This is a genomic window from Streptomyces sp. NPDC005402 (assembly GCF_040606575.1).
In the GTDB taxonomy this organism is placed as follows: Bacteria; Actinomycetota; Actinomycetes; order Streptomycetales; family Streptomycetaceae; genus Streptomyces.
Genome location: NZ_JBEXFB010000009.1, coordinates 241,384 through 253,312, shown reverse-complemented (window position 1 = coordinate 253,312; position 11,929 = coordinate 241,384). Strand labels below are relative to the sequence as shown.

The window sequence follows — 11,929 nt, the reverse complement described above, 5'->3', positions numbered from 1 at the left end:
TTGGTACGGACCAGAAGTTGAGCGAGGTCCGGACCCCTTACGCCTTCTTCGCCGGCTTGTGCACGGCCCGGCTCAGCCGCCGACCCAGCAGCAGATAGCCGATCAGGGCACCGGTCGTGTTGAGGATGACGTCGTCGATGTCGAAGGCCCGCCCCTCCACCAGCGCACCCTGCGCGAACTCGACCAGCAGCATCACCACGGCCGTCAGCAGCAGGATCCGCAGCAGCCCACGCGTCTTCGGGGCGATGATCGGAACCAGGACGCCGAACGGGATGCCCAGCACGATGTTCCCGCCGATCTGCTTGAAGGCGTCCCGCATCTCGGGCTGGTCGAGATACGCCTTGAGAGAGTCGCCGGGGTGCAGGTTGGTGTGTGTCAGATCCACCGACGCGGGCGACGGTTCAAGGGTCAGCCGGGCCAGCACGACCGCGAACGCCACCATGAACGCGAACGCGAACACCATCGCCACGAAACGGACGACGAGGGAGAGTGGATCTCGCCGGGGGCGGGCGGGTTTCGCCGCGCGCTCGGTCCTGGCGGTGCCGGTGTCTGACCCCGCTCGCGAACGTGAGGGCGCCCAGGCCATTAGGTCCTCCTTCAACTTCCCTGTGTCGTCAGGCGATTACCCCCGAACGAACCGAGAATGCCGCTGCGCGCCAACACGCCCGCGGTTTTCCTTCGTACGGTCGGGGCCCTCTGGGCTGAGTACCGCGGGCGTCGCCCCTTCACGCCCTCGGGCCGGTGTTCGGATGGCGCGCGATGGACATTTCCGGCCGCGGTCGCGAGGAGGTGGCGCATGAACGGGCGTACGACGCTCCTCGCCTGGTGGGCCGCGCTCGCCGTGACCGGACGGCTGGATCCTCGCGGCGGCCCTCACCCTCGGTGGGGGAGTGAGCGCCACCGTCCCGGGCGTCGCCACCGGACCGCTCAGGCGCCGGGTGGTGGCACAGAACCTCGGCGGTACGGCCTTCCTCGCCAACACCGTGCTGCCGTACGGCCCCTTCAGGCCTCCGTGCACTGGACCCCGGCCGGAGTCCTGCTGGGCCTGGTCTCGACCCTGCCGGCCGGGGTCCTCGCCCACCTCGCCGTCACCCGCCCGAAGCCGTTCGCCGCACCGGGCCGGGCACGTGGGCGACTACGTGACGTGGGTGCTGGTCGGCACCACCGTGCTCGGCGCCCTCACCCTGCCGGGCATGCTGGGCGGCTGATCAGGTGCCGTAGGTGACCTCGACCTTCTTGAAGCCGAGGGAGTTCAGCAGGCCCTTCAGCATGTTGGTGGTGTTGGTCTCGGCCCGCTTGGTCAGCTCGCTCTCCTTCGCCGCCTCGGTGATGTGCTTCACCGCCAGTTTCTGCACGGCCTGTTCGCTGTTGGGGTTGTCGGAGAAGAAGTCGCCGAGCCGGTCGAGCAGACCGCGCTGCTTGGAGACCGCGTAGGAGCGGTCGGCGTCCAGCGTGGCCTTGCCGAGCTGGGCGTGCGGCAGATGGAGGGTGGCGGCCGTGCGGTCCTCGTTGACCGTCACGTCGTTCTTGGCGACCTTGCCGAGGTCGACATAGGCGTCGACGGCGCCCGCCCCGACATAAAGGGTGCGGGAGCCGCGGATCGCGTCGGGCAGGAATTTCGTGTCCTTCTCCAGGTCCACGACGACCTGGAAATTGCCGGAGGCGGCGTCGTAACGGCTGATGTCCTGGATGGACTCCAGAAGTGCGGGACCCGTACGGTCGTGGGTCTCCGTGCCGAACAGGTCCTTGAGGCCAGGGAGCACACTGAACCGGATCCCGGCGAAGAACACCACGAGCACCACCACGACGGCGGTCAGTATCTTCGCCCAGCCGGGCATGCGCCTGGACACGCGCCTGATGGGAGTCGTCATGCGACGGCCCTCCTTCCTACTGCACGGATGCCCACGGACGGCCCCCAAAAGCCCTGCGGGACCGTCTTGTTGGCTGATTGGGACACTGACGGGACACAGCGGGCGCACTAGCGTGGAGAACTCCGCGTACCGGCGTGTCTGGAGACCCGGATGAGCACAGACAGCACGTCCCGGACCCTTCGTCCCATGCACCGTATCCCCCTGCCCGAGAACGGACCGCCCCGGCTCACCGCCCTGGCCACCGGCACCCCGGTGTGGCTCGTCACCCGCTACGCCGACGTGCGCCAGGTACTCATGGACCCCCGCTTCAACAGAAAGTCCCTCCAGGAAGCGGACGCCCCGCCGCTGCTCGTCGTCCCGAACCTGCTGGACTCCCCGGACGGCCTCCTCAACCAGGACGGGCCGCCCCACCAACTGCTGCGGGGAACCGTCCAGCGGGCCTTCACCCCGCGCGCGATCGCCCGCTGGCGGCCCTGGACCGCCTCCGTGGTGGAGACCCTCCTCGACGACCTGGCCCGGCAGCCGCAGCCCGCCGACATCGTGGAGGGGTTCACCCGCCGCCTGCCGGTCTCGGTGATCTCCCGGCTGATGGGGCTGGAACACGCCGACTGGGAGCGCATCCGTGACTGGGCCGACCACGCCCTGTCCGGCGGGGCGCACACCGCCGAGGAAGTCGGCGCGGCCATGCGGGAGTTCGGCCGCTTCTGCGCGGAACTGGTCGCCGAGCGGCGCAAGGAGCCGGGTGACGACCTGGTGAGCGCCCTGGTCGTCGCCGGCGACGGCCTCGGGATCGAGGAGCCGCGCCTGGTCGTCCTGGTCCTGGGCCTGGTCGTCGCCGGACACGAGACGACGATGACGGCCCTCGGCAACATCGTCGTCCACCTCCTCACCGACGGACGGCAGGCCTGGCCCGGTCTCGCCGAGAGCCAGGAGGCGGCCGAGACCGCCGTCGAACAGCTGCTGCGCACGATTCCGTTGAGCGAGGGCAGGGTGCTGCCCGGACTGATCCGCCGGGCCGTCGAGGACGTCGAGGTCGGCGGGGTGACGATCCCGGCGGGGGCCGTGGTCGCCGTCCAGACCAACGCGGCGAACAGGGATCCCGAGGTCTTTCCGCAGCCCGGTGAGACCGACCTGTTCGCCCCTCTCACCACCCCCAGCGTGGTCTTCGGCGCCGGACCCCACCACTGCCTGGGCGCGTGGCTGGCCCGCCTGGAGCTGGGGTTGGCACTGCACCGGCTGGCGGTCCGGTTCCCGGGGCTGCGGGCCGAGTTCACGCCGGAGACGATCGAGTGGCGGGAGGGGCAGATGACACGGGGGCCGCGGCGGCTGCCGGTGTCCTGGTGAGCACTCCTAGTGGGCCTTGAGTTCACGGTCGCCCGAGGGCCTGGACCACCACACCCCCTCACCGTGCGTGAGTCCGGGCAGGCGCAGTTCCACCTCACGCACCCGTCGCGCCGGAAGCTCGCCCGTGATCACCCAGGCCGCGTTCCCACCCGACGTGCCCGTGAACTCGGCTCCCGCCGAACCAAGGTGCGCCGTCACCGGAGCCAGCGCGTCCAGCGGTACCTCCACCTCGAACGCGTGACAGGGCTCGAACAGGCGCGTTCCCGCCCGCTCCAGCGCCCGGCGCAGCACGATCGGCGTGAGCCCGCGGAAGTCGGCGGCCGTGCTGAGGGGTGCGACGAATCCGGAGCGGACGAGGGTGACCCGGTAGTCGGTCACGGTCGCGCCGGTCAGACCGGTGCGCATGCTCGCGTGGACCGTCTCCTCGATGGCCTGATGGAACGCCCGGGGCAGCGCGCCGAGTTCGGTCTCGTACGCGAAGACGCCACCGGAGCCGCGCTCGCCCGGCTCGACCCGCAGCCCGATCGTCGCCCAGTAGCGGGTTCCGAGATGCCAGGGATTCTCCTCGCCCGCTTCCCCCGTGCCGCGCGGACGCTCCAGGTACCGCACCCGGCCCGGCTCGAAGTCCGCCTCGACACCGAAGTCCTGGGCGAGGGTCGCGCCGAGCACCTCCATCTGGACCTCGCCGTAGAGGAGCAGCGAGGTGGCGCCCGCGGCCGCCGGGCGCGCGTGGATCAGGGGGTCCTGGTCGGCGAGGGTCAGCAGGGCCGAGCGCAGCCGGGCCGCCTGACGGGGGTCGCGCGCGGTGACCAGGGTCTCAAGGGTCGGAGGAGCGAACTGCGGTGCGCGGTCCGTGAGTTCGCCGAGGCGGTCGCCCACGCGGAGGCCGGGGGAGAACGTCAGCGACGCGATGTTCCCGGCGGTGAGAGGACCACTGAGGTGGGTCACCCGCCCGGAGATCCGGCTGGTCACGCCGTCGGCCTCGCGCCTGAGGAACGTGAGGCGCTGACGATCGGTCACCTCGCCGTCGTACAGCCGCAGATGTGCGACGCGCTCGCCGCCTGGCCCGGGGCGTACGGCGAACACCGTGCCGCGTGGCTCGCCGTCGCGTGTCGCGGATGCGGGCGGGATCAGCCGGGTCACGCCCTCGACGAGGACGGCGATGCCCTGACCGCCGAGCGCCGAGCCGTGGAACAGCGGGTGGAAGGAGCCGTCGGCCGTGCGGGCGGCCAGCGTCCTGCGCAGGTCGTCCGGGGTGGGCGCGGGACCGTCCACGACCGCCGCCAGCATGTCGGGGTCGACCTCGGCGAGAGCCTCGGCCAGCCGGCCGTCCATGGTCGGGGCGGCCACCCCGGCGTCGGGCGTGCCGATGCCCCTCACCTTCGTGAGCGGGGCGACGTACGGCGTGAGCCGGCGCCGGATGTCGGCGAGCAGGTTCTCGTCGCGGGCCCCCGCCCGGTCGATCTTGTTGACGAAGATCAGCGTGGGCAGCCGTAGCCTGCGCAGGGTCCGCATCAGCACACGGGTCTGTGCCTGTACGCCCTCCACGGCGGACAGCAGCAGTACCGCCCCGTCGAGGACCTCCAGGGCGCGCTCGACCTCGGCGATGAAGTCCGAGTGCCCGGGGGTGTCGATGAGGTTGATCCGGGTGTCGCCGACGGTGAACGAGGCGACCGCGGAGCGGATGGTGATGCCGCGCTGCCGTTCGATCGCGCCGTCGTCGGTGCGGGTGTCACCGGTGTCGACGCTGCCGAGCCGGTCGATCGCGCCGTGGTCGAACAGCAGCCGCTCGGTGAGGCTGGTCTTACCGGCGTCGACGTGGGCCAGAATTCCGATGTTCAGGGTGTGCATACGGGGTCGCGTCCTCGAGAACCGTGGGCCGAAGGGGGCACTGGGTCGATTCGAGGAGTCGGCGCATGCGAGGGATCCTGACGTGAGGGAACTCGGTCGTGGCCATGATGGCGTCCGCCGACCGGGGCACCGCAACCGAATTTTCGGCGGCCGGATGGCCGACGGGCGGGCCAGTAGCATGAGCCCGGCAACCGAGATGATCATCCGAGGAGCAGGTCCGTGCGAGACATCGCCGTGTTCAGCGGTAGCGCCCACCCCGAGCTGGCGGCGGAGGTCTGCGCGCATCTGGGGGTGCCGCTCAGCCCCACCCGGGTCAGCCGGTTCGCCAACGACTGTCTGGAGGTCCAGCTCCAGGCCAATTGCCGGGAACGGGACGTCTTCCTCGTCCAGCCGCTGGTCAGGCCGGTCCAGGAGCATCTGGTGGAGCTCCTGCTGATGTGCGACGCGGCCCGGGGTGCCTCCGCGCGCCGGATCACCGTCGTCATGCCGCACTACTCCTACGCCCGCTCCGACAAGAAGGACGCGCCCCGTATCTCGCTCGGCGGACGCCTCGTCGCGGACCTGATGGTGTCGGCCGGAGCGAGCCGTGTCCTCGCCATGACCCTGCACTCCCCGCAGGTGCACGGCTTCTTCTCGGTGCCCGTCGACCATCTGCACGCCCTGCGTGAGCTGGCCGCGCACTTCCGGCAGTACGACCTGACCCGCACCACCGTGGTCTCCCCGGACCTCGGCAACGCCAAGGAGGCGGCCGCCTTCGCCCGGCTGATCGGCGCCCAGGTGGCCGCCGGCGCCAAGCAGCGGTTCGCCGACGACCGGGTCAGCATCAGCGACGTGATCGGTGAGGTCGCCGGACGGGACGTCATCGTGCTGGACGACGAGATCGCCAAGGGCAGCACGGTCCTGGAACTGCTCGACCGGCTGAGGGAGTTGGGCCCGCGCTCCATACGGGTCGCGTGCACGCACGGACTGTTCGCCGACGGTGCTCTCAAGAGGATCGGGGAGCAGCCCGACGTACTGGAGATCGTGTGCACGAACACCGTGCCGGTCCCCGCCGAGGAGCGCACCGACAAGCTGCGGATCCTGTCCATCGCTCCCGCGCTCGCCGAGGCCGTACGGCGCATTCACAACGGCGAGTCCGTCAGCGCCCTGTTCGACGCGCCCCGAGGCGAAGGGTCATAACGTCCCGGACGTGGCCTCGGGGTGGCCCAGGGCCGCGTCCAGCGACGGCTGCGGGGGCAGCAGCCGGGCCAGGCCGGTGACCCGGATGATCCGCAGGGTGAGCGGGTGCGTGCAGACCAGGAGCAGGCTGCCGTTGTTGTCGAGCACTCGTGAGCGGGCCCGGTACAGCAGCCGCAGCCCGGAGCAGTCGAAGAACTCCACGGCTCGGAGGTCGATCACCAGCCGCGCGTCGGGTTGCCCGGTGACCCGGTCCAGATGGGGGAGGAGCTCGACGGTCGCGGCGATGTCGATCTCCCCCCGGAACTCCAGCACGGTGTGACCACGGTCCTCGTGGACGCGCAGATGCCGGGACAGCGGCGCAGGTTCCTGCTGCACGACAACATCGCCTCCAACCGGCTCCTGTGGGGGGCATGGGGTGCGCGCACTTCCTCCCCCGCCCTGCAAGTTACCCTCGATGGAAGGAATTTGAGCATGTTCGATTGACATATGTCTTCGAATTGCGACCGGCGGTTCGCGCCGGGTTCACGCGGGGCTCGCGCCCGGCTCACGACAGGGCGTGCCAGGCCGTGGTCAGCGCTTGACGGAACTGCTCGGTCTGGTGGGCGGTGAGGTCCCGCACCATCCGCTCCTCCAGTTCCCGCACCGGGCCCTCGTGCTGTGCGAGCAGCGCGCGCCCCTCCTCGGTGAGCAGGATCAGCAGCTCGCGGCGGTTCTTCGGATTGCGCTCCCGGCGCACCAGTCCACGGTTCTCCAGGGAGCGCACGAGATCGGCGATCGACTGGGCGGTGACGAAGGAGTCCCGGGCCAGTTGGGCCGCCGACAGCCCGTCGTGCCGCTCGAGGACCGTGAGGGCCGTGTACTGCAGAGCGGTGATCCCGGACGGTCTGACCAGCTCGTCCAGATGGGAACGGACGACGAGCTCCACCTGTTTCACCATGTAGAGGAGCGACGGGGGCGCCTTGGTCACCTGTGTGTCGAGCATGGGTTCAGGCTAGAGCATTGACAGGAAACCTGTCTGTGAAGAGACTGCGGACCAACAGGAATCCTGTTGGTTGAAATCTTGGCGACGAAGCTGAGGAGCGGCGATGTCCCCCATCGAGATCGAACCCGGACGGCTGTTTGTGGGCGGCCAGTGGCGCGAGGCCGCGGACGGCGCGCGCACCGAGGTCCTCGACCCGTCCAGGGGCGCGGTCGTCACCACTGTCGCGGAGGCCGGCGCCACGGACGTGGACGCGGCCGTCCGCGCCGCCCGGGAGGCCTTCGACGACGGCGCCTGGTCCGGTCTCAGCGGTCGCGAGCGGGGCCGGATCCTGCACCGCGTCGCCGAGCTGATCCGCGAGAACGCGGACGAACTGGCCCAGCTGGAGAGCCTGGACGTCGGCAAGCCGATCTCGTTGTGCCACGCCGTGGACGTGACCAACGCGGCGAACGACTACGAGCACTTCGCGGCCCTCGCCCACTCCCTGGACGGCTCCGTCCGGAACACGCCCATGAACGCCCTCGCGTACACCAAGCGCGAGCCGCTCGGCGTGGTCGCCGCGATCACCCCCTTCAACTTCCCGTTGATCCTCGCCGGTTCCAAGATCGGCCCCGCGCTCGCCGCCGGCAACACGGTCGTGCACAAGCCGGCCGACGAGACCCCGCTCAGCGCCCTCTACATGGCCGGACTGCTCCAGCGGGCAGGAGTGCCGGACGGCGTCGTCAACGTCGTCACCGGCACCGGGCCGGTGGCCGGCGAGGCCCTGCTGCGCCACCGCGGGGTGAACAAGGTCGCCTTCACCGGTTCCACCGCGATCGGCCGGCATGTGGCGGCCACCGCGGGCGAGGCCCTCAAGCCCGTCACCATGGAGCTCGGCGGCAACGCGGCCAACATCGTCTTCGAGGACGCCGACCTGGAGAAGGCGGTCGGCGCGATCATCAAGGCATTCGTCTTCAACACCGGTCAGTTCTGCATGGGCGGCCCGCGCCTGCTCGTGGCCCGCTCGGTCCACAGCACCCTGCTCGGCATCCTCGCCGACGCCGTGCCCGGTGTGCCGGTCGGCGACCCGCGCGACCCCGGGACCGTCGTCGGTCCGATGGCGGGGGAGAAGCACCTGAAGAAGGTCGAGGAGTACGTCGACCTGGCCCGCAAGGAAGGCGGCCGGATCGTCTGCGGCGGTGAGCGCCTCGATCTCGACGGCGGCTTCTACTACAAGCCGACCGTGATCGCCGACCTCTCCAACGACTCCCGGGTCGTGCAGGAGGAGATCTTCGGTCCGGTCCTGACCGTGCAGCCCTTCGACACCGAGGACGAGGCCGTGGCCCTCGCCAACTCCACACCGTACGGCCTGGCTTCGGGCGTCCAGACGACCAACCTCGCCCGTGCGCACCGGGTCGCCGACCGTCTCCAGGCGGGCATCGTCTGGGTCAACGACTGGGCGATGCTCGACCCCGCGGTTCCCTTCGGCGGGGTCAAGGACTCCGGCTACGGCCGCGAGTACGGCCCCGAGGCGCTCGACGCCTACACCAAGGTCAAGTCCGTCGTCGTCTCGCTCGACTGAGCGCCTTCCTAGGAGTTCCCGCGATGTCCCTCACCACCCGTGCCGCGGTCGTCGAGTCCGGCGGCGCGCCCTTCACCCTGTCCGACGTCACTCTCGACGAGCCCGGACCCCGAGAGGCGGTCGTCCGGATGGTCGCGACCGGCCTGTGCCACACCGACCTCGGCGTGGCGAGCGGCGGACTGCCCTTCCCGCTGCCCGGAGTCCTCGGGCACGAAGGTGCCGGAGTCGTCGAGGCCGTCGGCTCCGCCGTCACCGGCGTGGCTCCCGGCGACCACGTCGTACTGTCCTTCACGTCCTGTGGTGACTGCCGCAACTGCGACGGCGGTCACCCCGCGTACTGCGCCACCTGGCTGCCGCTGAACCTCATCGGCGGCCGCCGGGCCGACGGCACCAGCACCATCAGCCGGGACGGTGAGCCGCTCGGCGGGCACTTCTTCGGCCAGTCCTCCTTCGCCGAGCGCGCCCTGGTCGACGAGCGCAGCCTCGTCAAGGTCGATGCGGACGTGCCGCTGGAGTCCATCGCCCCGCTGGGCTGCGGTGTGCAGACCGGCGTGGGCGCCGTGTGGAACGTACTGAAGCCGGTCACCGGGTCCACGATCGTCGTGCTCGGTGCCGGAGCCGTCGGCCTGTCCGCGGTCATGGCCGCCGCCCTCACCCCGGCCACGACGATCGTCGCCGTCGACCGCGTGGGTGAACGCCTCGAGCTGGCCAAGGAGTTGGGCGCCACTCACACCGTCAACGCCGGCGAGGAGGACCTCGGTGAGGCGCTCGCCGCGATCACCGGCGGGCAGGGCGCGGACGGCATCGTGGAGACCACGGGCAACGTCGGCGTGCTGCGCCAGGGCGTCGACGCGCTCGGCGCGCGCGGCACGCTGGTCGTCGTCGGCGCCCCGCCGTTCGGCACCGAGGTCTCCCTCGACGTCAACGGCCTCCTCGGTGGCAAGCGGGTCGTCGGCCTCACCCTTGGCGACGCCGAGACGCAGAGCTTCATCCCCGCCCTGGTCCGTCTGGTGAAGGACGGGCGGCTCCCGCTGCACCGCCTGATCAGCACCTATCCGTTCGCGGACATCGACCAGGCGGTACGGGACATGGGCGCGGGCAAGGCGATCAAGCCCGTGCTGACGTTCTGACGGGTCAGTCGACCACCAGAACCAGCTTCCCGGTGGTACGGCCGGTGTCGCCGAGCCTGTGAGCCTCGGCGGCGTCGGCCAACGGGAACGTCCCCGCGATCGTGGGCCGCAGCTCACCCTTCTCCACCAGGTCCACGATCGCGTTCATCCCGGCGCGGTCGGCGTCCACGAGCATCCGCAGGGCCCGCACCCCGAGCCGCTCGGCCTCCCGGTCGAACTCGTCCGAGCCGACCGGGATGATCGACACCACGATCCCGCCCGGCCGCAGCACCCGCAGCGAGTCCACGGACGTCTCGCCGCCGAGCGTGTCCAGCACCACGTCGACGTCCTTCACCGCCTCGGTGAAGTCGGTCTCCCGGTAGTCGATCACCTCGTCGGCGCCCAGTTCGCGCAGGAAGTCGTGCTTGCCCGCGCTCGCGGTGCCGATCACGTACGCGCCCCGCGCCTTGGCGATCTGCACGGCCACATGACCCACCCCGCCGGCCGCCGCGTGGATCAACACCCGCTGTCCCGGCCGCAGTTCGGCGTTCTCGACCAGCGCCTGCCACGCCGTCAGCGACACGAGGGGCAGCGCACTCGCCTGGGTGTGGTCGATCGACGCCGGCTTGTGCGTGAGGGCTCGCACCGGCGCGACGACGTACTCGGCGTGCGAACCGTGGCCCCACGGGTACGGCAGCATGCCGAACACCTCGTCGCCGGGCTTGAAGGTGGCGACCCCGATGCCGACCGCCTCGACCACGCCGGAGACGTCCCAGCCGAGGACGAACGGCGGCTCGCCGAGGAAGCCGCCGGTGGCGCGGTGCTTCCAGTCGGTGGGGTTCAGGCCGGCCGCCCGCACCCGGACCAGTACCTGGTTCGCGCGCGGCGCGGGGCGTTCGACCTCGATCTCCTTGAGGACCTCGGGACCGCCGAGGGTGTCCTGACTGACGACTCGCATGGTGTTCACAGTGCTCATGGTGGTCCAGCCTGCCCGGCCCCGCCCGCCAGGGAAATGGCACGATTGCCAACCTTCGATAGGATCGTGCCATGCGACATGCGGATGAGACCGGGCGGACCGAGCGGGTCGTGGTGCTGGCCCTGGACGGCGTGTACCCCTTCGAGCTGGGCATCCCCAGCAGGATCCTCGGCGCTGCCGACGGCAGGTACGAGGTGCTGACCTGTTCGGCCGACGGCCGACCGGTGCGCAGCAACGCCGACTTCACCATCGGCGTCGAGCACGGCCCGGAGATCCTCGCCACGGCCGACACGGTGGTGATCACCCCCGTCTCAGCGGACCGGATGCCCGCCGAGCTCCCGGACGAGGTGCGCCGGGCCCTCGCGCACATCCGTCCCGCCGCCCGGATCGTCTCCATCTGCACCGGCGCCTTCATCCTCGCCATGGCCGGTCTCCTGGACGGCCGCCGGGCCACCACCCACTGGCAGCTCGCCGACCATTTCCGGCGCATGTTCCCGCACATCGACCTCGACCCCGACGTGCTCTTCGTCGACGACGACCGCATCCTCACCTCGGCCGGAGCCGCCTCCGGCGTGGACATCTGCCTGCACCTGGTCCGCAAGGACCACGGCAGCGAACTCGCCAACACCGTCGCCCGCCGCTGTGTGGTCCCGCCCTTCCGGGACGGCGGCCAGGCCCAGTACATCGAGCAGCCCGTCCCGGAACAGGGCGCCGCGAGTACGGCCGGGACCCGGGCCTGGGCGCTGGAACGCCTCGACGAGCCCCTGACCCTGGGTGATCTGGCCGGCCACGCCCGGATGAGCCTGCGCACCTTCGCCCGCCGTTTCAACGACGAGGTCGGCATGAGTCCCGGTCGCTGGCTGATCCAGCAGCGCGTGGCCCGGGCCCGGCACCTCCTGGAGTCCAGCGACCTGTCGGTCGACCAGATCGCCGGCCGCGTCGGCTTCGCCACGGGCGCGTCCCTGCGCCAGCACCTGCACGCGGCGATCGGGGTGTCACCGCAGGTGTACCGGCGCACGTTCCAGACGGCGGCGCGCTGAACGTTCCCGGCCACCCCGG

The 11,929-nt window shown here is 70.8% G+C and carries 11 protein-coding genes and 1 pseudogene; 6 read left to right on the top strand and 6 right to left on the bottom strand.

Annotation, left to right across the window (positions count from 1 at the left end; translation table 11 throughout):
* Positions 1 to 37 precede the first annotated feature (37 nt).
* Entirely contained in the window at positions 38 to 586 is a 549-nt protein-coding gene (locus ABZT02_RS19920) for a VanZ family protein (RefSeq protein ID WP_356019266.1), read from the bottom strand.
* 423 nt (positions 587 to 1,009) lie between these two features.
* On the opposite strand from ABZT02_RS19920, the pseudogene ABZT02_RS19915 reads away from it, so the two are divergent.
* Positions 1,010 to 1,208: pseudogene (locus ABZT02_RS19915) on the top strand (NADH-quinone oxidoreductase subunit D); the annotation flags it as partial.
* Here ABZT02_RS19915 and ABZT02_RS19910 read toward each other — a convergent pair.
* A complete protein-coding gene (locus ABZT02_RS19910; protein WP_007386567.1) occupies positions 1,209 to 1,871 on the bottom strand; it encodes a DUF4230 domain-containing protein in 663 nt (220 codons plus the stop codon).
* Between the two features lie 150 nt (positions 1,872 to 2,021).
* Between ABZT02_RS19910 and ABZT02_RS19905 the strand changes: the two genes are divergently transcribed.
* A complete protein-coding gene (locus tag ABZT02_RS19905; protein ID WP_356019265.1) occupies positions 2,022 to 3,215 on the top strand; it encodes a cytochrome P450 in 1,194 nt (397 codons plus the stop codon).
* Between the two features lie 6 nt (positions 3,216 to 3,221).
* Here the strand turns inward: ABZT02_RS19905 and otr(A) are convergent, their stop codons facing one another.
* On the bottom strand, positions 3,222 to 5,066 hold the full coding sequence (gene otr(A) / locus ABZT02_RS19900; RefSeq protein WP_356019264.1) for a tetracycline resistance ribosomal protection protein Otr(A): 1,845 nt from the start codon (positions 5,064 to 5,066) through the stop codon (positions 3,222 to 3,224).
* A 219-nt stretch (positions 5,067 to 5,285) separates the two neighbouring features.
* Here otr(A) and ABZT02_RS19895 point away from each other — a divergent pair, with 219 nt between their 5' ends.
* Complete coding sequence (locus ABZT02_RS19895; RefSeq protein ID WP_356019263.1) at positions 5,286 to 6,245, top strand: ribose-phosphate pyrophosphokinase; 960 nt, start codon at positions 5,286 to 5,288, stop codon at positions 6,243 to 6,245.
* On the opposite strand, the gene ABZT02_RS19890 is transcribed toward ABZT02_RS19895, so the two are convergent.
* Together ABZT02_RS19890 and ABZT02_RS19885 are read right to left on the bottom strand one after the other, a co-directional pair.
* Positions 6,240 to 6,620 carry an anti-sigma factor antagonist gene (locus tag ABZT02_RS19890; RefSeq protein WP_356019262.1) on the bottom strand — a complete coding sequence of 127 codons (381 nt, stop codon included), beginning with the start codon at positions 6,618 to 6,620 and terminating at the stop codon, positions 6,240 to 6,242. The genes ABZT02_RS19895 and ABZT02_RS19890 overlap by 6 nt on opposite strands.
* 169 nt (positions 6,621 to 6,789) lie before the next feature.
* A complete protein-coding gene (locus tag ABZT02_RS19885) occupies positions 6,790 to 7,227 on the bottom strand; it encodes a MarR family transcriptional regulator (RefSeq protein WP_356019261.1) in 438 nt (145 codons plus the stop codon).
* Between the two features lie 103 nt (positions 7,228 to 7,330).
* On the opposite strand from ABZT02_RS19885, the gene ABZT02_RS19880 reads away from it, so the two are divergent.
* Together ABZT02_RS19880 and ABZT02_RS19875 are read left to right on the top strand one after the other, a co-directional pair.
* Entirely contained in the window at positions 7,331 to 8,785 is a 1,455-nt protein-coding gene (locus tag ABZT02_RS19880; protein WP_356019260.1) for an aldehyde dehydrogenase family protein, read from the top strand.
* A gap of 23 nt (positions 8,786 to 8,808) precedes the next feature.
* Complete coding sequence (locus ABZT02_RS19875) at positions 8,809 to 9,915, top strand: NAD(P)-dependent alcohol dehydrogenase (protein WP_356019259.1); 1,107 nt, start codon at positions 8,809 to 8,811, stop codon at positions 9,913 to 9,915.
* 4 nt (positions 9,916 to 9,919) lie between these two features.
* Here the strand turns inward: ABZT02_RS19875 and ABZT02_RS19870 are convergent, their stop codons facing one another.
* Positions 9,920 to 10,870, bottom strand: coding sequence for an NADP-dependent oxidoreductase (locus tag ABZT02_RS19870; protein ID WP_356019258.1), 951 nt, complete (start codon positions 10,868 to 10,870; stop codon positions 9,920 to 9,922).
* 71 nt (positions 10,871 to 10,941) lie between these two features.
* On the opposite strand from ABZT02_RS19870, the gene ABZT02_RS19865 reads away from it, so the two are divergent.
* Entirely contained in the window at positions 10,942 to 11,910 is a 969-nt protein-coding gene (locus ABZT02_RS19865) for a helix-turn-helix domain-containing protein (protein ID WP_356019257.1), read from the top strand.
* The last annotated feature ends 19 nt before the right edge of the window (positions 11,911 to 11,929 follow it).